17 protein-coding genes are annotated in these 26514 nt (G+C 66.7%); 9 read left to right on the top strand and 8 right to left on the bottom strand.

The window, feature by feature from the left end; genetic code table 11:
* Window positions 1-103: 103 nt before the first annotated feature.
* The 8 genes from phoR to lpxH all read left to right on the top strand — a co-directional run bounded on the left by phoR (window position 104) and on the right by lpxH (window position 14619).
* Window positions 104-1435: a phosphate regulon sensor histidine kinase PhoR gene (gene phoR / locus MG068_RS04135; protein ID WP_005415460.1), complete on the top strand. Its 1332-nt coding sequence runs from the start codon at window positions 104-106 to the stop codon at window positions 1433-1435.
* Between the two features lie 4 nt (window positions 1436-1439).
* Window positions 1440-3527 carry a polyphosphate kinase 1 gene (gene ppk1 / locus MG068_RS04130; protein WP_132809325.1) on the top strand — a complete coding sequence of 696 codons (2088 nt, stop codon included), beginning with the start codon at window positions 1440-1442 and terminating at the stop codon, window positions 3525-3527.
* A gap of 402 nt (window positions 3528-3929) precedes the next feature.
* The gene (gene ppx, locus MG068_RS04120; RefSeq protein WP_010483920.1) at window positions 3930-5456 is read left to right on the top strand and encodes an exopolyphosphatase; all 1527 of its coding nucleotides are present in this window, start codon (window positions 3930-3932) and stop codon (window positions 5454-5456) included.
* A 306-nt stretch (window positions 5457-5762) separates the two neighbouring features.
* Window positions 5763-8732 (top strand): TonB-dependent receptor domain-containing protein, encoded by a 2970-nt coding sequence (locus tag MG068_RS04115; RefSeq protein ID WP_049422614.1) that lies wholly within the window; start codon window positions 5763-5765, stop codon window positions 8730-8732.
* A gap of 337 nt (window positions 8733-9069) precedes the next feature.
* Window positions 9070-11994: a TonB-dependent receptor domain-containing protein gene (locus tag MG068_RS04110; protein WP_132809321.1), complete on the top strand. Its 2925-nt coding sequence runs from the start codon at window positions 9070-9072 to the stop codon at window positions 11992-11994.
* A 145-nt stretch (window positions 11995-12139) separates the two neighbouring features.
* Complete coding sequence (locus MG068_RS04105) at window positions 12140-13285, top strand: glycosyltransferase family 4 protein (protein WP_032129074.1); 1146 nt, start codon at window positions 12140-12142, stop codon at window positions 13283-13285.
* A complete protein-coding gene (locus MG068_RS04100) occupies window positions 13266-13805 on the top strand; it encodes a phosphatase PAP2 family protein (protein WP_049400923.1) in 540 nt (179 codons plus the stop codon). Before MG068_RS04105 ends, MG068_RS04100 begins: the two co-directional genes overlap by 20 nt.
* Before the next feature lie 67 nt (window positions 13806-13872).
* Window positions 13873-14619, top strand: a complete 747-nt coding sequence (lpxH, locus tag MG068_RS04095) for a UDP-2,3-diacylglucosamine diphosphatase (protein ID WP_032129072.1) — start codon at window positions 13873-13875, stop codon at window positions 14617-14619.
* Window positions 14620-14706: 87 nt separating this feature from the next.
* Here lpxH and MG068_RS04090 read toward each other — a convergent pair whose 3' ends face one another.
* Window positions 14707-15960, bottom strand: a complete 1254-nt coding sequence (locus tag MG068_RS04090) for a zinc-dependent metalloprotease (protein ID WP_032129071.1) — start codon at window positions 15958-15960, stop codon at window positions 14707-14709.
* 225 nt (window positions 15961-16185) lie between these two features.
* Between MG068_RS04090 and MG068_RS04085 the strand changes: the two genes are divergently transcribed.
* Window positions 16186-17643 carry a phospholipase effector Tle1 domain-containing protein gene (locus MG068_RS04085; RefSeq protein WP_132809319.1) on the top strand — a complete coding sequence of 486 codons (1458 nt, stop codon included), beginning with the start codon at window positions 16186-16188 and terminating at the stop codon, window positions 17641-17643.
* A gap of 67 nt (window positions 17644-17710) precedes the next feature.
* Here MG068_RS04085 and MG068_RS04080 read toward each other — a convergent pair whose 3' ends face one another.
* From MG068_RS04080 to MG068_RS04050, 7 genes are all read right to left on the bottom strand, one after another.
* On the bottom strand, window positions 17711-18535 hold the full coding sequence (locus tag MG068_RS04080) for a ferritin-like domain-containing protein (RefSeq protein ID WP_132809317.1): 825 nt from the start codon (window positions 18533-18535) through the stop codon (window positions 17711-17713).
* Window positions 18536-18544: 9 nt separating this feature from the next.
* A complete protein-coding gene (gene purF, locus MG068_RS04075; RefSeq protein WP_005408246.1) occupies window positions 18545-20011 on the bottom strand; it encodes an amidophosphoribosyltransferase in 1467 nt (488 codons plus the stop codon).
* A gap of 30 nt (window positions 20012-20041) precedes the next feature.
* The gene (locus tag MG068_RS04070) at window positions 20042-20821 is read right to left on the bottom strand and encodes a CvpA family protein (RefSeq protein ID WP_049400926.1); all 780 of its coding nucleotides are present in this window, start codon (window positions 20819-20821) and stop codon (window positions 20042-20044) included.
* 46 nt (window positions 20822-20867) lie between these two features.
* Window positions 20868-21896, bottom strand: coding sequence for an SPOR domain-containing protein (locus MG068_RS04065; protein WP_132809316.1), 1029 nt, complete (start codon window positions 21894-21896; stop codon window positions 20868-20870).
* An 81-nt stretch (window positions 21897-21977) separates the two neighbouring features.
* The gene (gene folC, locus MG068_RS04060) at window positions 21978-23249 is read right to left on the bottom strand and encodes a bifunctional tetrahydrofolate synthase/dihydrofolate synthase (protein ID WP_132809315.1); all 1272 of its coding nucleotides are present in this window, start codon (window positions 23247-23249) and stop codon (window positions 21978-21980) included.
* A 41-nt stretch (window positions 23250-23290) separates the two neighbouring features.
* Entirely contained in the window at window positions 23291-23935 is a 645-nt protein-coding gene (locus tag MG068_RS04055) for a histidine phosphatase family protein (RefSeq protein WP_008268389.1), read from the bottom strand.
* 249 nt (window positions 23936-24184) lie between these two features.
* Window positions 24185-26347, bottom strand: a complete 2163-nt coding sequence (locus MG068_RS04050) for a S46 family peptidase (protein ID WP_049400929.1) — start codon at window positions 26345-26347, stop codon at window positions 24185-24187.
* Between the last annotated feature and the right edge of the window lie 167 nt (window positions 26348-26514).

Below are 26514 nucleotides of genomic sequence, written 5' to 3'. Positions count from 1 at the left end.
TCGTCGTGCCGGCGCCACGCACCTGCGGGTGCCGGCGCCGGCAACTCTGCTATAACCCTCGGTTCACCCCAGTGAACCGCCGCACCTCAACGACGAGATCGCAATGCCCCGCCACATCCGCTCTGCCTGGTTGAAGACCCTGGCCACCGTTGCCGCGGTACTGCTGTTCGCCGGACTGGTGGGGTGGTTCACGGGCCATCTGTGGTTGTGCATCGCGTTGGGCGCGCTGGCCACGCTGGCATGGCATTACTGGCGACTGCGCAGCGTGCTGCGGCGCCTGACCGCGCGCCAGCGCTGGGATACCGCCGAAGAAGGCACCGGCGTCTGGAACGAGCTGGACCGCCTGCTGTACCGCAACCAGGTGGAAATGCGCGTGCGCAAGCGCCGCCTGCTGGACATGCTGCGCAGCTATCGCGCTGCGGCCGCCGCACTTCCCGATGCGGTGGTGGTGCTGGACCGCAACAGCCAGCGCGTGCAGTGGTTCAACGAAGCGGCCACCGCCCTGCTTGGCCTGCATCATCCGGGCGACCTCGGCGAGGCGCTGGTCGAACGCCTGCAGCCGATGCCGCTGGCGCACTGGCTGGCCGGCGGCCGCAACGCCGAGCCGATCCTGGACGTGCCCTCACCCGTCGATCCTGCGATCCGCCTGAACCTGCGACTGATTCCGTATTCTTCGGACTACTGGCTGCTGATCGCCCGCGACGTCAGCAAGCTGCTGCGCCTGGAACAGGTGCGCCGCGACTTCGTCGCCAACGTTTCACACGAACTGCGCACGCCGCTCACCGTGGTCCACGGTTACCTGGACATGATGGACCCGGAGGATTTCCCGGGCACCGGTCCGATGCTGGAAGAAATGCGCAAGCAGAGCCAGCGCATGGCCCAGCTGGTGGAAGACCTGCTGACGCTGTCGCGCCTCGAATCGCAGGAACACAGCGAGGAAGAGACCGTGGCCATGCAGCCGATGCTGGCGACGCTGCGCCGCGAGGCCGAGGCGCACAGCCAGGGCCGCCACCAGATCAGCATCGACGACCTCGCCGGTGTCGACCTGCAGGGTTCGACCAAGGAACTGCACAGCGCCTTCTCCAACCTGGTCACCAACGCGGTGCGCTACACCCCGGCCGGGGGCCGCATCGCGGTGGAGTTCCGCCGCGAAGGCGACGGCGCGGTGCTGGCGGTGCGCGATTCCGGCTACGGCATCCCGGCCACCCACCTGCCGCGCCTGACCGAACGTTTCTACCGTGTGTCCAGCAGCCGCTCGCGCGAGAGCGGCGGCACCGGCCTGGGCCTGTCCATCGTCAAGCACATCCTCGGCCTGCACCACGCACGGCTGGAGATTGAAAGCGAGGTCGGCAAGGGCTCGGTGTTCTCCTGCCATTTCGATGCCGACCACGTGCGCCCGCGCGAGTCCGCCCCCCTGACCTCCATCGAAGAATGACGCCATGAGCAGCCTCGGATCCCTCCCCCTCCCCGTGAGCCCGGACAACGATCCGTTGCGCGACCCGGCGCTGTACATCAACCGCGAGCTGTCGCAGCTGGATTTCAACTTCCGCGTGCTGGCCCAGGCGATGGACCCGCAGGTGCCGCTGCTGGAGCGCCTGCGCTTCATGTGCATCTCCTGCACCAACCTCGACGAGTTCTTCGAGATCCGCGCCGCTGCCGTACGCCACGCGCAGGAATTCGGCCTGCCGCCGGCGCCGGACGGGATGAGCCCGCAGGCCATCCTCAACGCCATCCATGACCGCGCCGCGGAACTGGTGGACCAGCAGTACCGCTGCTGGAACGAGACGCTGCGCCCGGCGCTGATGGACGCCGGCATCGGCGTGCTCGGCCGCCATTCCTGGACCGATCGCCAGAAGCGCTGGCTGCGTGCGTACTTCCGCAACGAGATCATGCCGGTGCTGTCGCCGCTGGGCCTGGACCCGGTGCACCCGTTCCCGAAGATCCTCAACAAGTCGCTGAACATCGTGGTGGTGCTGAAGGGCACCGACGCGTTCGGCCGCGCCGGCCACCTGGCCATCGTGCGTGCGCCGCGCTCGCTGCCGCGCATCATCCAGCTGCCGGAGAAGCTCGGCGGGCCGCAGAACTTCGTGTTCCTTTCCTCGGTGCTGTCGACCTTCGTCGATGAGCTGTTCCCGGGCATGGAAGTCCAGGGCGCCTACCAGTTCCGCGTCACCCGCAACTCCGAGCTGGTGGTGGACGAGGAGGAAGTGGAGAACCTGGCGCTGGCACTGCGTGACGAGCTGGTCGACCGCGGCTACCGGCCGGCGGTGCGGCTGGAGATCGCCCACGACATGCCGCGCGAGATCGTGCGAACCCTGCTGCAGAATTTCGGCCTGACCGAGAACGCGGTGTACCGCATCGATGGCCCGGTCAACCTCAACCGCATCATCCAGCTGTACGACCTGATCGCGCAGCCGGACCTGAAGTACCCGCCGATGACCCCGCGCACGCTGCGCGACAGTGACGGCATCTTCGAGACCACGGCGCGCCAGGACCTGTTGCTGCACCACCCGTTCGATGCCTTCACCGCAGTGCTGGACCTGATCCGGCAGGCGGCGATCGACCCCAACGTGCTGGCGATCAAGCAGACCCTCTACCGCACCGGCAAGGATTCGCTGATCGTCGACGCACTGATCCAGGCCGCGCGCAACGGCAAGGACGTGACCGTGGTGGTCGAACTGCGCGCGCGCTTCGACGAAGAAGCCAACCTCGGCCTGGCCGATCGCCTGCAGGAGGCCGGCGTGCAGGTGGTGTACGGCGTGGTCGGCTACAAGACCCACGCCAAGATGCTGCTGATCGTGCGCCGCGAGGGCCGCAAGCTGCGCCGCTACGTGCACCTGGGCACCGGCAACTACCACAGCGGCACCGCCCGCGCGTACACCGACATCAGCCTGATCACCGCCGATGCGGACATCGGCAACGACGTGCACCTGCTGTTCCAGCAGCTGTCCGGGCTGGCGTCGAAGATGAAGCTCAAGCGCCTGCTGCAGTCGCCCTTCACCCTGCACACTGGCATCCTCGGCCGCATCGAGCGCGAGACGCGCATCGCCGCCGCCGGCCGCCCGGCGCGGATCATCGCCAAGATGAACGCCCTGAACGAACCGCAGGTGGTGCGCGCGCTGTACGCCGCCTCGCAGGCCGGCGTGCAGATCGACCTGATCATCCGCGGCGCCTGCACCCTGCGCCCGGGTGTGCCGGGCATCTCGGACAACATCCGCGTGCGCTCGATCGTCGGCCGCTTCCTGGAGCACAGCCGCGTCTACTGGTTCGGCAACGACGGCGCACCGGAGATGTACTGCGCCAGCGCCGACTGGCTGGAACGCAACCTGCTGCGCCGGGTCGAGACCTGCTTCCCGATCCTCGACCCGGAGCTGGCCAAGCGGGTCTACCGCGAGGTCCTGCAGAACTACCTGGACGACAACCTCAATGCCTGGGAACTGGATGCCGACGGCATCTACCACAAGCGTGCGCCCGCCCACGACGAGGCACCGCATTCTGCGCAGATGGCACTGATGCAGGGTCTCTGACCCGGTAGGTGTCGACCTTGGTCGGCACGTTTGGATTCATCCACGCATGGCGTGGATCTACCGTGTCGACCAAGGTCGACACCCACCAACAGCCGCGCAGAACGCCGTCCCGGCAGATCGCAGAGAACTGTCGAAGGCGGGGTGGGTCCGGTGGCAGGGGTGTGAGCCGCATGGATGCGGCGACCAAGCCCCCATGGACGGGTTCACGGCGTCCCCTGCCATCGGACCCGCCCCGCCATCCCACGGATAGCCCGCTGTTGCTGTTGCTGTTGCTGTTGCTGTTGCTGTTGCTGTTGCTCTGGCCTCTGCGGGTGCAGGGCGCAGCCCTGCCGCACTCCCCTCTTCCAAAATGTGAAGGCCGCGCGGTGACGAGCACACCGCCCCTTCGGCTAACATTCGTCCATGCCGCACACCACCACGACTCCGCCCGCATTGCAGGATGGCGACCTGCTGGCCGCCATCGACCTTGGCTCCAATAGTTTCCACATGGTCATCGCGCGCTACACGCTCGGCCAGCTGCGGGTAATCGACCGCCTGCGCGAGACGGTGCGCATGGCCGACGGCCTGGACGGCAAAGGCGGGCTCTCCTCCGCTGCCCGGCAGCGCGCGCTGGAATGCCTGGCCCGCTTCGGCCAGCGCATCCGCAATGTACCGCCGCACCGGGTGCGCGCACTGGCCACCAATACCGTGCGCCAGCTGCGTTCACCGCAGTCGTTCCTGGTTCCCGCCGAAACCGCGCTCGGGCACGCCATCGAAGTGGTCAGCGGCCGCGAAGAAGCGCGCCTGATCTACCTGGGCGTGGCCCATGCACAACCGCCCAAGCCCGGCCAGCGCCGGCTGGTCATCGACATCGGCGGCGGCTCCACCGAATTCATCATCGGCATGGGCATGCAGACCCTGGAGCGCGAAAGCCTGCAGGCCGGCTGCATCGCCAGCACCCGGCGCTTCTTCCCCGGCGGCAAGCTGAGCAAGAAGCGCTGGAAGGACGCACTGGCCGAGATCGGCCGCGAGTTCCAGCCCTTCGCCAGCAAGTACCGCGCGCTGGGCTGGCAGGAAGCCTTGGGCTCGTCCGGCACGCACAAGGCGATCAGCGAGATCTGCGCGACGATGAAGCTGAGCAAGGGCGCGATTACCGCCGAGGCCCTGCCGCAACTGCGCGACGAACTGCTGAAGGCCAAGAAGATCGACGACATCCAGTTGCCGGGACTGTCCAGCGACCGCCGCCCGATCATTGCCGGCGGCATCCTGGTGCTGGAGGCCGCCTTCCAGGCGCTGGGCCTGCAGAAGCTGCTGGTCAGCAAGGCCGCGATGCGCGAAGGCATCCTCTACGACATCGTCGGCCGCGCTGGCGAGAACGATCTGCGCGATGAATCGGTGTCCGCGCTCAGCCAGCGCTACGGCATCGATACCGTGCAGGCCGACCGTGTGCAGGACACCGCGCTGTCACTGCTGGAACAGGTGCAGGAACGCTGGCGGCTCGATGCCGACGACGCGCGCATGCTCGGCTGGGCCGCGCGCCTGCACGAGCTGGGCCTGATGATCGCGCACAGCGGCTACCACGTGCATGGCAGTTACGTGCTGGAACACTCGGATATCGCCGGCTTCTCGCGGCAGGAACAGCAGATGCTGGCCGCGCTGGTGCGCAGCCATCGCCGCAGCGTGACCAAGACCGCCTTCGACGCCCTGCCCGAGCGCCTGCTGCTGACCGCTCGCCGGCTGGCCGCCCTGCTGCGCCTGGCGGTGCTGCTCAATCGTGCCCATGAGGACGATCCACTGCCGGCGTTGGAACTGACCGCCGACGACAACCGCCTGTCGTTGATCGTGCCGCAGGCCTTCATTGATGCCCGGCCACTGCTGCGCGCCGATCTGATCGGCGAGACCGACGGCATCGCCGGGCTGGGCATCCAGTTCCGGCCCTTCGTAGCCTGAGGCTCACGCTTTCCCGCGAGGGAAAGAAGGTCACACACCGTTACGGTTCGCGCATGCGCCCCCGGTTGACCTGCTGCGACGCAGCAGATCAAGTCGGGGGAGCGCATTCAGCGTTACAGCTAAGCGACTGCTTTTGTTGAGCTTTCGTGAAATCTGACGATGAAGCCTGGTACAAATCGACACGACCTCTTTACAGAGCATTAACCAACGAGACTACTATCGGGTCATCGGTCCGCTTGTGGGCGGCCGATTTCTTCGACGCCCCTTTTGGCGTCCCTGCACGACCTGAGAGAGAGAGAGCTCGTCATGACTTCACGTACCACCCCCCTGGGGCAGGCCATCCGCTACGCCCTGGCAACCACTGCGACGCTGGCCGCCCTGCCTGCGTTCGCCCAGAGTGGCAGCACCGCCGCGCCGACCACCCTGGATCGCATCGAGATCACTGGCTCGCGCATCCGCCAGGTGGACGTGGAGACCGCTCAGCCGGTCCTGGCACTGAGCCGGTTGGACATCGAGCGCCAGGGCTTCAGCTCGGTGGCCGACATCCTGCAGAACGTGACCGCCATGGGCAGCCCGGCGATCAGCCGTGCAAACGCACTGAGCTCGGGCGAAAACACCGGCGGCACCTACATCGACATGCGCAACCTGGGCGCGCAGCGCACCCTGGTGCTGGTCAACGGCAAGCGCCTGGGCATCAGCACCTCGGGCCTGCAGGATGTGTCCTCGCTGCCGGTGTCGGCGGTGGAGCGCATCGAAGTGCTGAAGGATGGCGCGTCGGCCATCTACGGTTCCGATGCGATGGCCGGCGTGGTCAACATCATCACCCGTTCCAACGTCAACGGCGTGACCGCCAACGTCTACCACGGTCAGTACAGCGAAGGTGACGGCGCGCGCGATCGCTTCGACGTGGTGGGTGGCTGGAGCAATGACCGCGTGTCGCTGACCCTGGCACTGGAGCACTCCGAAGAAAAGAGCGTCTGGGCCAAGGACCGCTGGTTCAGCAAGTACGGCGTGAGCGACCGCCACCCGAACGATGCCTCCAACTGGACCACGCTGAGCCAGTGGGGCCAGGTCACCGGCCTGAAGGGCGGCCCGGGCTGCACCAACACCAAGGACGGCTGCGGCTATTCGCTCAACCGTGGTGCTGACCCGACCAACCCGGCCAACTACCACCTGACCGATGCGACCCCGTTCACCGGCGACGTCAGCAACGCCAACGAACAGATGCACGTCATGTATCCGCTCAAGCGTGATTCGGTGTACTTCGACGGTCGCTTCAAGATCACCGACCAGGTCAACCTGCGCACCGAATTCGGCTACAACAAGCGTTCGGCCGAGCGCCAGATTGCAGGCTACCCCCTGCAGTCCAGCTCGGTGTCCATCTCGGGCGACCCGACCGCCACCGGCCTGATGTCCAAGGACAGCTACTTCAATCCGTTCGGCAACCAGCACGGCTATGCCAAGCCAACCGACGTGGCCTGGAACCGCCGCACCTGGGAAATCCCGCGTGTGAGCACCAGCGAACTGAAGACCTACCGTGCGGTAGTGTCGCTGGATGGCAGCTTCGAGATCGGCCAGCGCTACTTCGACTGGGACGTGGGCTACCAGTACAACCGCAACGAGCTGACCGCTACCGCCACCGGCAACCTGCACAAGAAGCGCGTGCGTGACGCCGTGGGTCCGTCGTTCCTGGATCCGGCCACCGGCAAGGTGATGTGTGGCCGTCCGGGCGCGGTGATCAGCGGCTGCACGCCGTGGAACCCGCTGGTGCCCTACGGCAAGAACGATCCGAACGGACTGACCGGCAATGAAGAACTGATGGCCTGGCTGTTCCCGGCGGAGCACACCACCGGCCGGACCACCACCAAGAACGCGTTCGCCAACCTGTCCGGCAGCATCATGACCCTGCCGGCCGGCGACCTCGGCTTCGCTTTCGGCGTGGAAAGCCGCAAGGAAGATGGCCGCTACACCCCCGATGCCCTGGCCCAGACCGGCGCTACCACCAACCTGGCCGCAGGCCCGACCGGTGGCAGCTACAACGTGAAGGAAGCCTACCTGGAGCTCAGCGTGCCGGTGCTGGCCGACCTGCCCGGTGCGCGTGAGCTGAGCTTCAGTGCCGCCACCCGTTACTCCAAGTACAACACCTTCGGCAACACGCTCAACAGCAAGTTCGGCTTCAAGTGGAAGCCGATCGACCAGCTGCTGGTCCGTGGTACCTGGGCAGAAGGCTTCCGCGCCCCGACCATCAACGACCTGTACGGTGGTGGTTCGGAAACCTTCGCGCAGTTCAGCGATCCGTGCGACACCGTGTTCGGCTCGGCCAAGGGCAGTGCCGAAGTCCGCGCGCGATGCGCACGTGACATCGCCGATGCCGCCAACTTCCGCCAGCTGAAGCAGGGCAACGCCCCGGTGACCACGGCGCAGGATGCGACCCCGACGCCGTTCGTGTCCGGTTCGAACCCGCTGCTGGTTCCGGAAACCTCGACCAGCAAGACGCTGGGCCTGGTGTGGAGCCCGACCTTCCTCAGCAACCTCAACGTGGCGCTGGACTGGTGGAAGATCCGCATCGACAACACCATCGTCGGTGACAGTCCGAACCAGATCCTGAGGGACTGCTACGAGCAGGGCATCGAATCGCGCTGCAGCCGCTTCAGCCGTGACCCGTCCAACGGCATCGTCACCGGCCTGAAGTTCGGCAACCGCAATGCCGGCTTTGCCGAGACCGAAGGTTACGACCTGGATGTCAGCTACCGCGTCGACACCAGCTACGGCAAGCTGAGCGCAGGCTGGACCAGCACCTACGTCAGCAAGAACGTCTACCGCTCCACCAACGATGTCCGCGAAGCGATCACGCCGATCAACGGCGTTGCCAACACCATCGGCACCGCCACCAGCCTTGCGTTCCGCGTGCGCTCGAACCTGGTGCTGGGCTGGGATGTGGGTGACTTCGGCGTCAGCTGGACGGCACGCTACTACTCCGGTGTGAAGGAGCGCTGCCTCAACGCCTCGCGTTATGCGGACGAATGCTCCGATCCGACCTTCCTGGCTCCGTGGCTGAAGTCGCCGACCGCGTACAACGAGCGCGGTGCCGTGACCTTCCACGACGTGCAGTTCCGCTACAACCTGCCGTGGGATGCCACCGTTTCGGTGGGCGCGAACAATGTGTTCGGCAAGGAAGCGCCGGTGATGTACAGCAAGCCGAACTCGTCGTTCTCCTACTACGGTGGCTACGACATCGGTCGTTTCATGTACATGAAGTACCAGCAGCGCTTCTGATCCATCCGCGCTGTTGAAGCTCGACGACCACGGCCCTTCAGGGCCGTGGTTTTTTTCTGCCTCCGCGCAGACTGTCGCTTTCCACATTGACCGTGATGCGTTCAATCAGGGACACGGTCCTCTGCGCTGCGTCCGCCGCGATGCCACAGGTTGGAGCAATCGATTGATTTGCTTCCGCTTTGTGCAGAAGCGTCACAGCCATCTGCAGCGCTTTCGTCGCTTGCCCATACGTCTCCCCATCCATCTTCACTAGGTTCGAACATCCACCGCCGCGGTGGAGTTGACGCAGCCCCGCTTGGCTGTGTTCCGAAGACTTCGAAGACTGAGAGAGAGACCCATGACCATCCGTATTCCCGAGCTCGGGTTGGCGATCCGTCGTGCACTGGCGATGACGGCCACCACCGCACTGGCCGCCCCCGCATTCGCCCAGCACGCACCGGAAGCCACCACGCTGGACCGTATCGAGATCACCGGTTCGCGCATCCGCCAGGTCGACCTGGAAACCGCGCAGCCGGTGCTGACCATCAGCCGCGCCGACATCGAGCGGCAGGGCTTCAATTCCGTTGCCGACATCCTGCAGAACCTGACCGCAACCGGCAGCCCGGCCTTGAGCCGTGCCAGCCCGCTCAGTGCGGGCGAGGCCGCAGGCGGCAGCTACGTGGACATGCGCGGCCTCGGTGCACAGCGCACCCTGGTGCTGGTCAACGGCAAGCGCCTGGGCATGACCACTTCGGGTTACCAGGACATATCCAGCATTCCCGCCGCTGCCGTGGAACGCATGGAAGTGCTGAAGGACGGCGCCTCGGCCATCTACGGTTCCGACGCGATGGCCGGCGTGGTCAACATCATCACCCGGCGCAACGTCCAGGGCGTGACCGCCAACGTCTACCACGGGCAGTTCAGCGAAGGCGATGGGGCCCGCACCCAGTACGACGTGGTTGCCGGCTGGTCGAATGACCGCGCTTCGATCAGTGTCGCCGCCGAGCATGTCGAAGAAAAGGGCGTTTGGGCGAAGGACCGCGGCTTCAGCGCCTACACCTATACCGATCGTCATCCGGACGATGGCTGGACCACGGTCGGGCAGTGGGGGCGCATCGTCGGCTTCAAGGGCCCGGGCTGCAGCAGCGTCCGTGGCTGCAGCTATTCGCTCGATCGCGGCAGCCAGCCGGGCGGGCCGGACAGCTTCCACCTCAGTGACAACACGCCGTTCACCGGTGATGTCAGCAACAGCAATGAACAGATGCACGTACAGACGCCGATCAAGCGCGATTCGCTCTTCGTCGATGCACGCATGGATCTGAACGACCAGATCCGTTTCAACACCCAGCTGGCCTACAACCGACGCACCACCACGCGCCAGATTGCCGGCTATCCGTTCCAGTCCGGTGCGGCCGGCATCACGCCGATGTCCGCCGACAGCTGGTTCAATCCGTTCGGCAGCCACCACGGCTATGAACGCCCAAGCGACGTGCACTGGAACCGCCGCACCTGGGAGATTCCACGCATCAGCACCAGCGAACTGACCACCTGGCAGGGTGTCGCAGCGTTTGAAGGCAGCTTCCAGTTCGCCGGTCGCGACTTCGATTGGGAAGCCGGCTACCAGTACAACCGCAGCGAGCTGGAGCAGCGTGCCACCGGCGACCTGCACAAGCAGCGCGTTGCCGATTCCACCGGTCCTTCGTTCTACAACCCGGCCACCGGCAAGGTGGAATGCGGTACACCGGATGCACCGATTGCCGGCTGCAAGCCCTGGAATCCACTGGTGCCGTATGGCCAGGATGACCCGTACGGCCTGACCGGCAATGGCGAACTGCAGGACTGGCTGTTCCCCGAGGAACTCACCCGTGGCCGCAACACCACCCGCAACCTGTTCGCCAGCCTCAGTGGCGGCCTTGCCACGCTGCCTGCCGGGGAACTGGGCTTCGCCCTGGGTGTGGAGAGCCGCCGCGAGGAGGGTCGCTTCATTCCCGATGCGCTGGCCCAGACCGGCGCCACCACCAATCTGGCGGCGGGCCCCACCGGCGGTGGCTACCGTGTCGACGAGGCCTATCTGGAGCTGAGCGTGCCGGTGCTGAGCGACCTCCCCGGTGCACGCCAGCTGACCCTGGACATGGCAACGCGCTACTCGGACTACACCACCTTCGGCGGAACCCTCAACAGCAAGTTCGGCATCTCGTGGAAGCCGATCGACCAGCTGCTGGTCCGTGGCACCTGGGCCCAGGGTTTCCGTGCGCCGACCATCTCGAATCTGTACGGCGGCGGCTCGCAGACCTTCACCACCGGCTTCCGTGATCCCTGCGATACGGTCTATGGCGCCGCCGCCAGCAGCCCGGAGGTACGTGCACGCTGCGCCGCCGACATCGCCAATGCGGACAGCTACCGCCAGCTCGGCCAGGGCAACGAGCCGATCACCGGCAGCAGTGGGCAGACGCCCCTGCCCTTCACCAACGGTTCCAATCCCGACCTGAAGCCGGAAACCTCGACCAGCCGCACGCTGGGCCTGGTCTGGAGCCCGACGTTTGCCGAAGGACTGAACATTGCATTGGACTGGTGGAAGATCCGCATCGACAACACCATCGTCGCCGACCATCCCAACGACATCCTCCGCGACTGCTACGAACTGGGCATCGCCGAGCGCTGCGGCAGTTTCACCCGCGACCCGGAACTGGGCATCGTCAACACGCTCAACTATGGCAGCCGCAACAGCGGGTTCCGCCAGGCCGAAGGCTATGACCTGGAGATCGGCCACAAGATCGAAACGTCCTGGGGCACGCTGAGCGCCGACTGGAAGACCACCTATGTGGTCGCCGCGGAAGAACGGACCACCAACGAGGCGGATGCCCCGCCCATTCCCAGCAATGGCATCGCCAGCAACGGCGGCATCGGCTTCCGTGTGCGCTCCAACGCATCGTTGGGCTGGGAGCGTGGCAACCTCGGCCTTAACTGGGGCCTGCGCTATTTCTCCGCGGTCAAGGAGCGTTGCCTGGATGCAGCCACGTATCCGGGTGAGTGCTCGCACCCGGGCCAGCGCGCGCCGTGGTTCAGTGGCAGCCGTGACTACAACCGTCGCGGATCGGTCACCTTCCACGACGTGCAGGCGCGCTACAACCTGCCATGGGATGCGACCGTCTCGATCGGTGCCAACAATGTGTTCGGCCGCCAGGGACCGGCCATGTACAGCCAGCCGAGCGCCAACTTCTCCTACTACGGTGGCTTCGACATCGGTCGTTTCATCTACATGAAATACCAGCAGCGCTTCTGATCCACCGCGCCCCCTGCACGACCGCCACGGCCCTTCGGGGCCGTGGCTTCGTACAGGGACCTGACCACCGTCATCCCGTGGTCGCAAAGCGGTCATATCGGCTACATCGCCAGGCCCGAGCATGCCGGAAACCCGGAGGCCCGCCATGCGCTATGCCATCGTCACCGAGACCTACCCGCCGGAAGTGAACGGCGTTGCCCTCACCGTGCAGGGCCTGGAGCAGGGACTGCGCAATTCCGGCCATGACATCGACCTGATCCGGCCACGCCAGACCAGCGAAGCACTGGACTCGGCACCGGGCACGCTGCTGGTGCCGGGCGCCGCACTGCCGCGCTACCCCGGCCTGCGCTTTGGCCTGCCTGCACCGATCAGGCTCAACCGCCACTGGCAGCAGCAGCGTCCCGATGCGGTCTACATCGCCACCGAAGGCCCGCTGGGCTGGTCGGCGCTGCGCACCGCGCGCCGCCTTGGCATTCCGGTCGCCAGTGGTTTCCATACCCGCTTCGACGAGTACCTGCCCGACTACGGCGTGGCCTGGCTGCAGGCTGCCGCGATGCGCTGGATGCGCCGGTTCCACAACCAGGCCGATGCAACCCTGGTGCCCACCCGCGAGCTGCAACAGTTCCTCGGTGAACAGGGCTTCGAACGCGTGCGCCTGCTGGCACGCGCGGTCGACAGCCAGCAGTTCGATCCGGGCCGGCGCGACCCGGCGCTGCGCGAGGAATGGGGCGTGGACGGCAACGGCCTGGTCGCGATCCATGTCGGCCGCATCGCTGCGGAAAAAAACCTTGGCCTGGCGGTGAAAGCCTTCCGCCGCCTGCAGCAGATCCGCCCCAAAGCCCGCTTCGTCTGGGTGGGTGATGGTCCGGCCCGCGAAAAACTGGCACATGAAAACCCCGATTTCATTTTCTGCGGCATCCAGCGCGGCGAAGCCCTGGCACGGCATTTCGCCAGCGGTGACCTGTTCCTGTTCCCCAGCCGCAGCGAGACCTTTGGCAACGTGACCCTGGAAAGCATGGCCAGCGGCCTGGCCACCGTCGCTTTCGACTACGGTGCGGCCCGCGAATACCTGCGTGATGGCGAGAACGGTGCGGCCGTGGAAAACGATGAGCAGTTCATCGAGGCAGCGGTGCAGCTGGCCGCCGATGATGCACGGCGCCGCGAATTCGGCAGCAGCGCCGCGCGTGCGATGAAGCGCCTGCATCCACAGCAGGTGGTTGCCGAATTCGATGCCCTGCTGGCCGAGCTGGCCCAGTCGCGGAGGAGCGGCCATGCGCACCACGCCGCTTGAGCTGCTGGCTGGCCGCGAGGCGCGGCTCTGCCGCCGGGCCAACCACTACTGCCGGCGTCGCCGCGTGCGTCGCCTGTTCTCGGTCATCAGCCGGCTCGGCGATGGCGTGTTCTGGTACGTGCTGATGGGCGCGCTGGTGGCGCTGGACGGCTTCGACGGACTGCGTGCATCGGTGCACATGGCCGCCACCGGCCTGGCCGCACTGCTGCTCTACAAAGGCCTCAAGCGCTGGACCCGGCGTCCCCGCCCGTATGCGGCCGATCTGCGCATCCGCGCCTGGGTGGCGCCGCTGGACGAGTTCAGCTTCCCCTCCGGGCACACCCTGCACGCGGTGTCGTTCACCATCGTCGCGCTGGCCTACTACCCGTGGCTGGCGCCGCTACTGGTGCCGTTCACCTTCGGCGTCGCGCTGTCGCGGGTGGTGCTTGGCCTGCACTACCCGTCCGATGTACTGGCCGCCACCGGCATTGCCATCCTGCTGGCATCGGCCAGCCTGGCCTGGTTGCCGCTGCCGGTGTAGCCCCCGGGGTCAGATCCCTTCGGTAGCGCCGGGCCATGCCCGGCGGTGGATGCCCTAGAATGCCTGCATGACCACGCTGTTCATTTCCGACCTGCACCTGGACCCCAGCCGTCCGGAGATCACCGACCTGTTCCTGCGCTTCCTGCGCGAGCAGGCGCCCGGCGCCGATGCGCTGTACATCCTCGGCGACCTGTTCGAAGCCTGGATCGGCGACGACACGCCCTCGCCTGCTGCCGATGCGGTGGCCGACGCGCTGAAGGTACTTTCCGACAGCGGCGTACCGGTGTACTTCATCCGCGGCAACCGCGACTTCCTGCTCGGCGAAGACTATGCGCGCCGTGCCGGCCTGCGCATCCTGCCCGACCCGTGCGTGATCGAGCTGTACGGCCGCCCGGTGCTGCTGCAGCACGGCGACCTGCTGTGCACGGACGACATCCCCTACCAGCAGTTCCGTGCACAGACGCGCGACCCGGTCTTCCAGGCGCAGTTCCTGTCGCAGCCGCTGGCCGCACGCATCGCCTTCGCGCAGAAGGCACGCGACGCCAGCCAGGCCCGCCAGTCGGAAATGAAGCAGGATGATCGTGCGCAGTTCGAGTCGGTAACCGACGTGTCACCCGCCGAAGTCGATGCCACCTTCGTGCGCCATGGCGTGGACACCATGATCCACGGCCACACCCATCGCCCGGCGGTACACACGCTGCAGGCCGGTGGCCGCGCCTGCAACCGCATCGTGCTGGGTGACTGGTACGAACAGGGATCGGTGCTGCGCGTGGATGCCGGCGGCTGGTCGCTGGATACGCTCGCGCGCGAATGATGGATCGCGGGGTGCCAACCAAGGTTGGCATCTACCAGGGCAGGTGAACGCACCCAGGTAGACGCCGACCTCGGTCGGCGGTTGGCCTCAGCGGAAGGCCGCGATGGTGGCCTTGGTATTGACCAGCACGCGCTGGTTGTCGGCGGTGCTGGCATTGCCCATCGGGATGCCGTTGTAGTTGATGTTCGGGTTGGACCAGTAGTTCAGGCGCGGGCAGCCGGCCGAGCAGTCATAAGCCATGATCGTGCGCCAGCGCGAACCGGAGGACGGCTCGTAGCGATAACCGTGCCCATAGGCATAGGGCGACGTGCTGGGATCACTGGCGATATCGTGCCGCGCACTCTGCAGGTGGCCGATCTCATGCGCGAAGGAGTAATAGCCGGTCGCGCAATCCCAGTACACCGCCGCGAACGCCGTCGATGCCGTCGAACCGATGCCCGAGGCCAACCCGCAGTAGCTCGTGTTGTTGATCAGCAGGACGCCGACATCGGCCGCAGTGTTGTTGCGGCTGGTGTGGATGCTGTCCATGTAGCCGTCGCTGGTGTTGCGGAAGCGGGTCAGGTCGGTGGTGAAGTTGCCGGATTCGGTGTAACTGGTGGTTTCATAGCCGGCCAGCTGCAGGGTGATGCCCACGTTGCTGTTGACGTAGCCCTGGTTGGATTCGGCCACCGCCAGCTGCACCAGCGACTGCATGTTGCCGCCATAGGCCGTTACCGCTGCATTGGTCGCCACCACCAGCACGCGGATGGTGGCCGGGGTACCGGACGAGGCCTGCGCGATGCCGATGCGGTCATTGTTGCCCATCGGGATTTTCGGCAGCTGGTTGTAGTCGGCCGGATGGTCGGCCGGCATCCGCGACTCATCCACTTCCACCAGTACATGGCGGTTGCCCAGTGGGCGCAGGCGATACAGCTTGCCGTCCTTGCGGATCGAACCGGTGAGGGTGTTGCCCGAACGCACCAGGATCACTGAATTACCAGGATCATCCTGGCCATTCGAAGTGGCGGCAGTCAGCCGATCGGACGGCGAGCGCAACTGGCCGTACCAGATGCTGCCGCCATCGGGCAGGGCTTCCACCTTGCTGCGCACCGCCTGCACACGCTGGCCAAGCAGTTCGAACTCCAGCTGCGGCTGCGCAGTGGCAGCAGCGTCGACACGCACTTCCTGTACCGTCGCGGTGGACGGGGTGGCCAGCAGCTTGCCCAGCGCGGGCTCACTGTTTGCCGATGCGCGGCTGATGACCGTCACCGGCTCGAACAACGGTGCCGCATGCGCGGCCGCTGCCACCGACAAACCCAACACCAGGCCACCTGCCGCTTTGCCAATCGATCTGGACAACATTGCGTCGCTCCTTGAATGATGTGAACAGCGTTGATGCAGCACGCCCGGGTCTACCGGGTCTGGCCATCTGGCCTGCGCGGGTCGTGTGAATTCAATAGAAGATGGGAATGAAAATCAGGAACTGTGATCGACCGCATCTGCGTTAAGTAAGGTCAAAAGCGTCACTACACTTCGCCAATACACCGCTTTCGCGCTACCGTGACGCAGCCACGACGGGGAATGCACATGGCACCATCGCAGGACACGGACGAAGATGTCGGCTTGCTGCGGATCGGCCTGTTCTTTGATGGCACCCGCAACAACGCACACAACCTGGCACGCGGTCGCCCACAGGTTCCGCAGCCACGCCCGGCGCAGCTGCGCGCGGATGATGATTCGACCTACCAGAGCCGGCTGACCAGCAGCTACGACAACGGCCTGACCAACATCGCGCGCCTGCAGCAGCTGTATCCGGACAGCCGCCGCGATGCGATGGCCGCGCCTTCGCTGTCGATCTATGTCGAGGGCGTGGGGACCCGCGATGATGCCGATGACGATCTGATCGGACTGGCCTTCGGCATCGGTGCCAGTGGCGTTCGCGCGAAAGTGCAGCGCGCGCTGCAGGTGCTGCTGCCGGCGGCACTGGCCGAGCTGTCCGCGCGCTGGCAGCGACCGCTGCGTGGCGTGCAGCTGGATCTGTTCGGCTATTCGCGCGGTGCTGCCGCGGCACGTGATATCGCAAACCAGCTGCGGGCCTGGGACAGCGCGCGCTGGCGCCAGCTGCTGCAGGGCGCCGGCCTGCCCTGCACTGCGGACTTCGCCCCGGCCACGCCGGTGCTGCGCTTCATCGGACTGTTCGACACCGTGGTTGCAGTCAATGGTGGCCGCGCCGATGAACACCCGCAGCTCGCCCTGCGCAGTGGCATCGCGGCACACGTCGTGCAATTGGCCGCGCGTGACGAGCATCGCCAACACTATCCATTGACCAGCGTCGCGCCAACGTTCACCGAGGTCGCCCTGCCCGGCGTGCACGCCAACATCGGCGGTGGCTACAACCAGCTGGAAGAAGGGCCCAAGCTGCTCAGCCGTCCACGCCGGCAGCAGCTGCGCCGCCCACCGGTTTCCGACTACCAGGTCCCTCCACTGGCGTTGCTGCAGGCCACCACGGCCTACGCCGAAACGCAGGCCGACGCCGAACGCTGGCGGCAGCAGCTGGGCGTGGGTGAAAAGGAGATCTGGGTGGATGTCTGGCACCAGTGGCAGCAGCAGCGTCGCGCCGGCAGCCGCAGCGTGCTGTTGTCGCCGGTGCTGTATGTGACCGCCGCGGTGGTGCTGCGTCGGCGCATCGACTGGCGTTACCAGCTGATCGCACTGCAGGTGATGCAGCAGCAGGCCATCGATGCTGGCGTGCAATGGACCGCCAATGCCGCTGGAGTTCCCGGCTGGGAGCTGCCGTCCGCCCTGCAGCCGATCGCACGCCGACTGGTTGCCGGACAGCCGCTGACGCAGACACAGGAGGCGCTGCTGCGACGGCGTTACCTGATGCAGTCGGCGCACTGGAACTTCGATGCACTGGGCGACACCGCACTGACCTACGCCGCCGATGCCGGCGTCAGCGAACTGCCGTACCGGCCGGGTCCCGGCCTGTTCTACATCAACCGGCCAACGGTGGATGGCAAGCGCGTGGTGTTGCCGAACGCATGAAAAAAGGGACGGAGGGGATTAAGTCGTTTGTGCCACAAACGACTTAATCCCCTCCGTCCCCTTTTCTTCAACCGGCCTGTTCAATCAGGTTGGCCAACTCATCCGCATCGAACCCGGCCAGCAGGCGCGCTTCGATGTTGAATGGCCCATGCAGGTAGCCGCCGGCGTACTCCACCAGCAGTTCCTTGAAGCGCGCACGCGGTTCGACACCGGCACGGTCACAGTACCAGCGGTACCAGCGCGAACCGGCAGCCACATGTGCCACTTCCTCGCGCAGGATCACTTCCAGCACATCGGCGGTCTCGCCATCGCCGACATTGCGCAGTTTCTCGATCATGCCGGGCGTCACGTCCAGGCCGCGCGCTTCCAGCACGCGCGGCACCAGCGCCATGCGTGCCAGGCCATCGTGCGCGGTCTTTTCGCACATTTCCCACAGGCCGTTGTGCGCGGGGAAGTCGCCGTAGTCGTGGCCATGCACCTGCAGGCGCTCCCGCAGCAGCATGAAGTGCCGCGATTCGTCGTCGGCACAGCTGACCCAGTCGGCATGGAACGCCGGCGGCAGGTCGCGGAAGCGGTACACCGCGTCCCAGGCCAGGTCGATCGCGTTGAGTTCGATATGCGCGATGGCGTGGATGAAGGCAGCCCGTCCTTCCACACCGCCCAGTCCGCGCCGCGGCACTTCGCGCGGATGCACCAGCACCAGCTGCGCCGGCCGGCCCGGCATGCGGATCGGCTTTGGCGGTGGCGCGTCGGCAGCCACCTTCAGGCGGCCGGCACGGAACGCAGCGGCGTAGGCCTGGGTCAGCGCAACCTTGCGCAGCGGGTCGGCTTCGGCCAGGCACTGCTGCGCTGCGCGCAGCAGGTCGCCAGCAACATCGGGCACGTCAACCACGCCTGGTCCTCAGGCGCGGCGCTTGTGCTTGGCGTCGTCCGACCGCAGCTGCTGGATGCGCTCGAAGTAGCCCGGTTCAATGCCGGTCGGGTAGTGGCCGTTGAAGCAGGACGAATCGAAGTTGCGCAGCGCCGGATTGCCCTCACTCACTGCCGCTTCCATGTCTTCCAGGTCCTGGTAGATCAGCCAGTCGCAGCCCAGGTGGGCTTCGATCTCTTCCACCGTGCGGTTGTGCGCGACCAGTTCCTCGGCCGCCGGCATGTCGATGCCGTAGATGTTCGGGTAGCGCACCGGCGGCGCGGCGCTGGCCAGGTAGACCTTGCGCGCGCCCGCGTCACGGGCCATCTGCACGATCTGCTGGCTGGTGGTGCCACGCACGATCGAATCGTCCACCAGCAGCACCACGCGGTTGCGGAACTCCAGGTGGATCGGGTTGAGCTTGCGACGCACCGACTTCACGCGTTCGCCCTGCCCCGGCATGATGAAGGTACGGCCGATGTAGCGGTTCTTGATGAAGCCTTCGCGGTACTTCACGCCGAGCACGTTGGAGATCTCAAGCGCAGCGTCGCGCGAGGTGTCCGGGATCGGGATGATGGTGTCGATGTCGTGGTCCGGGCGCAGGCGCAGGATCTTCTCGCCCAGCTTGATGCCCATGCGCATGCGCGCCTTGTGCACCGACACGTTGTCGATCATCGAATCCGGGCGCGCGAAGTACACGTATTCGAAGATGCACGGGGTGTGCTCGGCCGGCTCGGCGCAGATTTCCGAGAACAGCTCGCCGCGCGCGGTGATCACCAGCGCTTCGCCCGGCTGCACATCGCGCACGCGCTGGAAGCCCAGCACGTCCAGCGCGGCCGACTCGGACGCCACGATGTACTCGTCGCCCTCGGCATGGCTGCGCTTGCCCAGCACCAGCGGACGGATGCCATGCGGGTCGCGGAAGGCGACCAGGCCCAGGCCCAGCACCACGCTGACCACTGCATAGCCACCCTTGCAGCGGCGGTGCACGCCAGCCACCGCGCGGATGGCCGCTTCCGGGCTGAGCTGGCGCTGCTGCTCCAGTTCATAGGCGAACACGTTCAGCAGCACTTCGCTGTCCGAATCGGTGTTGACGTTGCGGCGGTCCTGCTCGAACACCTGCTGGCGCAGCGCTTCGGTGTTGATCAGGTTGCCGTTGTGGGCCAGCGCGATGCCGTACGGCGAATTGACGTAGAACGGCTGTGCCTCGTCCATGCCTTCCGAACCGGCGGTCGGGTAGCGCACATGGGCGATGCCGACGCTGCCTTCCAGGGTGGACATGGTGCGGGCATCGAACACATCGCGGACCAGGCCGGTGGCCTTCTGCACTCGCAGGCGGCTGCCGTTGGCGGTGGCGATGCCCGCCGCGTCCTGGCCACGGTGCTGGAGGACGGTCAAGCCGTCATACAACTGCCCGGCGACGTTCTGGTTGCCGACGATTCCGACGATGCCACACATGGTGCGAGGTCTCCGCTGGGCTGTGCCCAGTTACAAGGAAGGTGGCCGTACCTGGCCGCGGTGGTCGCCGCGCGCGCGGTCGACGTTGGCCGGATCGCCCGGCTCGATACTGTCCGGCAGTGCAGGAGCGTCCGGGCGCACTTCGGCCGGATCGTAGGAATCGCCCTGTTCCGCTTTCGCAGGCCGCAGCCATCCGCTGCCTGCCACTACCTGGTTGAGGATGCCATTATCGCCTGCCGCGCCCGGCTTTCCCAACCCGGCGCCTGCGTTCTTGCCCAATTCCATCAATGCAGATGGGGACAGCGCGTCGGTCGGCAAGGCCTTGGGCAGCAGATCGGCCCCGGGAACCTCCCAGTGCGGCAGTTTGCTGTTCATCCAGGCCACGGTCGGGTTCAGCAACGGACGCACCGCCGAGCGCTGCCACGAGGGTTCGGCGGTCAGCGGGGTGAAGCTGCCCAGCAGCAGCAGGACCGCGGCGATCAGGCCGCCTCGCACCGCGCCCAGCACCCCGCCCAGCAGGCGGTCCAGGCTGGTCAGCATGCTGCGGTGGACCAGGGCCTTGATGACCATGCCGATCACCGCGACCACGATCATCACGCCGATGCCGACCCCCAGGTAGCCACCGACGAAGTGCTCGCCTCCGGGGGCCGCCGGCGCGGCCCACCAGTGGGCCGCGTCATTACCGAAGGCGAAGGCCGCCCACGCGGCCAGCAGCCACGACAGGGTGCCGATGACGATTCCGACGAAGCCGCGCAGCATCCCCAGCAGGGTCGAGGCGGCGATCACGATCAGCAGCACCACGTCGATCATGGCGCCCCGCTCCTTCGGCGGCGCTGGCAACGGGGCTGCGCGTGGGTCATGGGTGCGGTCGGACCATGCCGGCCACGCCGACCTTGGCGGCGACCTGCGCCTTCAGCTGCTCGGCGTCAGCGCGGTTGGCCACCGGCCCGACGCGGACGCGATGCAGGGTGCCCTTGTCCGTGCGCACCTGCTCGACGAAAGCGCTGAAACCAGCGGCACGAACCTTGTCGCGCAGGGCATTGGCATCGTTGGCCTGACCGAACGCGCCCAGCTGCACGGCAAAGCCGACGCCGCTGGCAGCCGGTGCTGCCGGTGTGGTCGGCACCGTCGCCGGCTTGCTGGCGGTGGCCTCCGGCTTCGGTTCGGGCTTCGGCGCCGGCTTCGGCGGTTCCGGCTTGGCGGCCGGCGGCGCGGTCGCCGTTGGCGTGCTCGGCGGCAGGCTTTCGCTGCGGACCGGGTTGCCGCTGGCCGAGGGCGCAACAGCTGCGGACGGGGTGCTGGCGCTCGGCGCAGCCGGTGCCGGGGTGGCCGCAACCGGAGTACTGCTGCCGGCCGCCGCGTCCAGGGTGATCACTTCGGCCTTCACATCCGCACGGATCTTCACCGCCTGCAGGCGGGCCGCTTCGGCCTGGGCACGGTCGGCGTAAGGTCCAACGCGCACGCGCCATGCCTGGCGGCCGTTGATGGTGGCCGTTTCAGCGAAGCCCGGCAGCTGCGAGCGCTTCAGGTAGGCGATCACCGCATCGGCGTCGGCCTTGCTGCCGTAGGCACCGAAGGTGACCGCATAGTTGCCGGCGGCGACTGCCGGCGAGGTGTCCACGGTCGGCGGCGTAGCCGGCGTGGCAGCCTCCTGCAGCGGCTTGGCCTGCCCGGCCTGCAGGCCGGTGGCACCACCGGCCGGGGCGACCAGCGGCAGCTCACGGGTTTCGAACTGGCCATCGGCCGGCGCATCCGGCGCGGCGATCGGCACATTGGCGACACCGCTGTCGGGTGCGGGTCCCTTGACCAGCATCGGCAGGAAAATCACGGCCAGTGCCACCAGCACGATGGCACCAATCAGACGCTGTTTCAGAGGCGTATCCACGTGAGGCAGGCAACTGTCCGGAGATTGCCGTCGATTATACGGGTGCCGGACCGGCCGGCGTCGGCGTTGGCTGAACGCGGATCAGGCGTCGCCCTGCAGCCACTGCAGGGCCGCAGCGGCGGTATGGAAGGAGCCGAACACCAGCACCCGGTCACCCCGCTCAGCCTGGGCCAGCACCTGCGCCAGCGCCTGTTCGACGCTATCGGCCAGCGGTGCCTTGGCCGCCACCGTACCGCTCAGGCGTGCCTGCAGCTGAGCGGCGCTCTGCCCACGCGGACCGTCCAGCCCGGCCAGGGTCCACTCGCCCACCACGTCCTGCAGGGCCTGCACCACACCCGCCGCGTCCTTGTCCTGCAACGCGGCGTACACCGCCAGGGTGCGGCCGGCTGACACTTCGGCCTTCAGCGCACGCGCCAGCTGGCCCGCCGCCTGTGGGTTGTGGCCCACGTCCACGCGGATCTGCACGCCGTCGCGCTCGAATGCCTGCATGCGGCCGGAGATTCGCGCTGCTGCGATACCCGCGGCCCACGCCGCACGCGGCACCGGCTTGTCCAGCGCGCGCAGGGCGGCGATGGCAGCACCGGCATTGGCCAGCTGGATCGGGCCGGCCAGCGCCGGGGTCGGCAGCTCCATGCGCAGGCCGACGTCGCGCCAGCGCCAGCGCTGGGCGTCGATCGGCTCGTAGAAGTAATCGCTGCCGCCGCGGATCGCGTTGGCACCGACCAGATAGGCACGCGCCAGCACGCTGGACGGCGGATCGGTCTCGCCCAGGATCACCGGCTTCCAGCCACGGATGATGCCGGCCTTCTCGGCGCCGATCGCTTCGCGGTCCTCGCCCAGCCACTCGGCATGGTCGATGTCCACGGTGGTGATCACCGATACATCGGCGTCGACGATGTTGACCGCATCCAGGCGGCCGCCCAGGCCCACTTCCAGCACCGCCAGGTCCAGCCCGGCGTCGGCGAACAGCTGCAGCGCGGCCAGCGTGCCGTACTCGAAATAGGTCAGCGTGGTCTCGCCACGCGCGGCTTCGACCGCAGTGAACGCAGCGATCAGCGCCGCATCGTCCACGTCCTGGCCATCGATGCGCACGCGTTCGTTGTAGCGCAGCAGGTGCGGCGAGGTGTAGGCGCCGACCTTCCAACCGGCAGCACGGCCGATGGCCTCGATGAAGGCCACGGTCGAGCCCTTGCCGTTGGTACCACCGACCACGATGGTGCGCCCGGCCGGCGCGCCAAGACCCATCGCCGTGGCCACGGCGCGCACGCGTTCCAGGCCCATGTCGATGGTCGCCGGGTGCTGGCGTTCAATGTAATCCAGCCAATCGGCCAGGGTGGTCGGGGTGTTCGTCACGGCAGTGCTTCCAGCAGGTACAGGTGGTTCGGTGTGGCGGGTCAGAGTGCGCGGTGCTTGGCTTCGCCGAAGAACGGCGTGTGGTGGGCGCAGTCGTTCAGGCGCACCACTTCCAGGCTGTCCAGGTCGGCGCCTTCGAGCAGGTTGAGCGTGGTCGGCGCCTGGCGGAAGGTCCACAGGCGGGAAATCGGCAGGCCCAGCACCTTGCACAGGATCACGCGGTTGACCGCGTCATGGGCAACCACCAGCAGGGTGTCGTGCTCGCCGAGGCCTTCGGTGGCCCGGGCCAGGCCGCGCCAGCTGCGCTCCAGCACCAGCCGCAGCGATTCGCCGCCGGGCATCAGCACGGTATCGGGTTCCTCGCGCCAGGCCTGCAGGCGCGACGGATCCTTCTCGTGGATCTCGCTGGCCAGCAACCCTTCCCATTCGCCGTGGGCGATTTCCTGCAGCTCCGGCTCGGTCAGCAGCATGTCGGCGCGGGCGGCGCCAAGCGCCAGCTGCGCGGTGCGCTGCGCGCGCGACAGCGGCGAGGCAACGGCACGGGTGATGTCCACCGAGGCCAGGCGGGCACCCAATGCCTGGGCCTGGGCTTCACCGATCGGCGAAAGCGGAATATCGATCTGGCCCTGGTAGCGGCCTTCGGCGTTCCACGGCGTTTCGCCGTGGCGGGCAAGCAGGATGCGCATGCGTGCAAGGGGTCCTGGGGGGAGGAGGTTTCCGCGTTTCGTTCACATCCTGTGAAGTACGCGGAACAGGGATGATACCTGTTCGGCGCACCGGGCCGGGCCAGGCATGAAAAAACCCCGCGACGTGGGTCGCGGGGTTTCGGAAACTCCGGCTATCTGGTCGAGGTTGCCGGCCAGCGGCCTGCACTACCATCGGTACAGGCAGTAGATCCACGCCATGCGTGGATGGACCGCCCCGAACCGCGAACCTTACTTGACCAGGTTCAGTTCCTTCAGCAGCTGCGGCGCCGGCGCCACTTCCTGCATGATCCACTGCATGTAGCGGCTGTCGACGGCGATCATGCGGGTCATCACCGGGTCGAACACCCAGTTGGAGCTGACCGATTCCCAGTTGCCATCGAAGGCCAGGCCGACCAGCTTGCCGTTGGCATCCAGCACCGGCGAACCGGAGTTGCCGCCGGTGATGTCCAGGTTGGACAGGAAGTTCACCGGCACTGAACCAATGCGCTTGTCTTCCAGGCCGCCGTAACGCTTGGCCTTGACCGCATCGAGCAGCGCCTTCGGCGAATCGAACGGATCTTCACCGGTTTCCTTCGCCGCCACGCCTTCCAGGGTGGTGAACGGGGTGTACTTCACGCCGTCCTTGCCATAGCCCATGACGTTGCCGAAGGTGATGCGCAGCGACAGGTTGGCATCCGGATAGACGAACTCGCCCTGGCTCTTCTTGTAGTCGGCCACGGCCTGCAGGTACAGCGGGCGGGCGGTCAGCGATTCGCCTTCGCGGATCTTCTTCTGCTCTTCCTGCTTCAGCAGTGCCGGCATGACGGCCACGGCGTACTGGATGGCCGGATCGCTGCTGGCTTCAAACGCGGCACGGTCGGCCTTGAACCACTTCAGGCGATTGTCCAGGCTGCCCAGCTCGGTGCCGCCCAGCTTGTTCACCAGCGACTTGACCGCAGCGGCATCGCTGCCGGCCAGCCACTTGTTCAGCACTTCGTTGTCGCGCTGCGCGGCCGGCAGGGCCACGTACTGGTCCAGCCAGTAGGTCTGCAGCTGCTGGTCCATCTTTGCCACGTAGCGACGGTCCATCTGCTTCAGGCCACCTTCGATGGTGGTCAGGTCGCGTTCCTGGTAACCGGCTTCGCGCTCGGCATCCGGCTTGCTGCGTTCGATCGACAGGCGGTACAGGGTGATCGCTGCGCCAACGGCCGAGGTGTTGTTGAACTGGCCGACGAACAGGTCGCGTTCGCGGGTCGACTTGCTGGTATCCAGATGCTTGAGCAGCTGCGCGTGGGCGGCCAGGGCCGGCTTGCCGGCAGCACCCTGCTTCTTCAGCCAGGCCAGCACGGCGGCTTCTTCAGCCTGCTTCTGGCCGGCGGCGTCGATGCGCTTGAAGCCTTCCAGCTGGCCCAGGTAGTTCTTGGCCACGTTGTTCATGCTGGCGGCGGTCGCTGCGTACTTCACCTTGACGTCGGCGTCGGCCTTGCCGGCGTCGGCGATCATTTTCAGCACTGCGTTGTAGTGCTTGGCGATGGTCGGGTAGGTGAAGCTGGCGGTTTCGTTGAACTCACCGGCCAGTGCATAGCGGTTGGTGCGGCCCGGGTAGCCGGCCACCATCACGAAGTCGTCGGCGCCCAGCGGCTGGTCGGCGAACTTCAGGAAGTGCTTGGGCTGGTACGGCACGTTGTCGGCGGCGAAGGCGGCCGGCTTGCCGTCCTTGCCCACATAGGCCCGGTAGAACGAGAAGTCGCCGGTGTGGCGCGGCCACATCCAGTTGTCGACGTCGCCACCGAACTTGCCGACGCTGCCCGGGGGCGCGTAGACCAGGCGCACGTCCTTGATTTCCATGTTGCGGAACAGGCGGTAGGTGTTGCCGCCGGAGAAGCTGTACAGGCGGCAGCGGAAGCCGGCATCGGCTTCACAGGCGGCGACCTGGGCCTTGTCGAAGGCGTCCAGCGCGCGGCTGCGGGCCAGCGGGTCGTTGCCGGCGCCAGCAATGGCGGCCTTGGCCTGGGCGGTGACGTCGGTGATCTGGTCGAGCACGAACACGCGGGCGTTCGGGCCGGCACTCAGTTCGTCCTTCAGGGTCGGCGCGTTGAAGCCGTCCTTGATCAGGTTCTTCTGCGCGGTCGAATTCAGCTGGATGGCGCCGTAGGCACAGTGGTGGTTGGTGACCACCAGGCCCTGCGGCGAGACGAAGCTGGCGGTGCAGCCGCCGAGGGCAACGACGGCGCCCATCGGGTCGCCGGTCAGGTTGGCCAGCTGTTCCGGGGACAGCTTCAGGCCGGCCTTCTGCAGCGGGCCGGCGATTTCCGGCAGCTGCTGCGGCACCCACATGCCTTCAGCGGCATGGGCGACCTGGGCCAGCCCGAGGCTGGCGACGATGGAGAATGCAAGCAGGTTCGAGCGCATGGAGCGGCCCCTGGTAGTGGAACCTTCGATTGTAGCCCGCCGCCCTGCCCCGGCCCGAACCCCGGAAGTCATGGGCCTGCTTCTTGCTCTGCCACGCGCACGTCGGCCGCGCACACGGAAATCGTCCAGAGGGGGCGTGGTCACCCTGGACGGGACCGTTGGCGCCA

The organism is Stenotrophomonas sp. ASS1 (assembly GCF_004346925.1).
Taxonomy (GTDB): domain Bacteria; phylum Pseudomonadota; class Gammaproteobacteria; order Xanthomonadales; family Xanthomonadaceae; genus Stenotrophomonas; species Stenotrophomonas maltophilia_A.
The sequence above is the reverse complement of the archived record's forward strand: the minus strand, read 5'-3'. Positions and strand labels throughout refer to the sequence as shown.

Excerpts from the sequence above, each read along its gene's own strand:
- phoR (WP_005415460.1), top strand. The coding sequence starts at position 104 with ATGCCCCGCCACATCCGCTCTGCCTGGTTGAAGACCCTGGCCACCGTT.
- MG068_RS04050 (WP_049400929.1), bottom strand. The coding sequence starts at position 26,347 with ATGCGCTCGAACCTGCTTGCATTCTCCATCGTCGCCAGCCTCGGGCTG.
- MG068_RS04085 (WP_132809319.1), top strand. The coding sequence starts at position 16,186 with ATGGCACCATCGCAGGACACGGACGAAGATGTCGGCTTGCTGCGGATC.
- MG068_RS04090 (WP_032129071.1), bottom strand. The coding sequence starts at position 15,960 with ATGTTGTCCAGATCGATTGGCAAAGCGGCAGGTGGCCTGGTGTTGGGT.
- MG068_RS04105 (WP_032129074.1), top strand. The coding sequence starts at position 12,140 with ATGCGCTATGCCATCGTCACCGAGACCTACCCGCCGGAAGTGAACGGC.
- MG068_RS04070 (WP_049400926.1), bottom strand. The coding sequence starts at position 20,821 with ATGATCGACGTGGTGCTGCTGATCGTGATCGCCGCCTCGACCCTGCTG.
- MG068_RS04100 (WP_049400923.1), top strand. The coding sequence starts at position 13,266 with ATGCGCACCACGCCGCTTGAGCTGCTGGCTGGCCGCGAGGCGCGGCTC.
- MG068_RS04115 (WP_049422614.1), top strand. The coding sequence starts at position 5,763 with ATGACTTCACGTACCACCCCCCTGGGGCAGGCCATCCGCTACGCCCTG.
- lpxH (WP_032129072.1), top strand. The coding sequence starts at position 13,873 with ATGACCACGCTGTTCATTTCCGACCTGCACCTGGACCCCAGCCGTCCG.
- purF (WP_005408246.1), bottom strand. The coding sequence starts at position 20,011 with ATGTGTGGCATCGTCGGAATCGTCGGCAACCAGAACGTCGCCGGGCAG.
- ppk1 (WP_132809325.1), top strand. The coding sequence starts at position 1,440 with ATGAGCAGCCTCGGATCCCTCCCCCTCCCCGTGAGCCCGGACAACGAT.
- MG068_RS04110 (WP_132809321.1), top strand. The coding sequence starts at position 9,070 with ATGACCATCCGTATTCCCGAGCTCGGGTTGGCGATCCGTCGTGCACTG.
- MG068_RS04055 (WP_008268389.1), bottom strand. The coding sequence starts at position 23,935 with ATGCGCATCCTGCTTGCCCGCCACGGCGAAACGCCGTGGAACGCCGAA.
- ppx (WP_010483920.1), top strand. The coding sequence starts at position 3,930 with ATGCCGCACACCACCACGACTCCGCCCGCATTGCAGGATGGCGACCTG.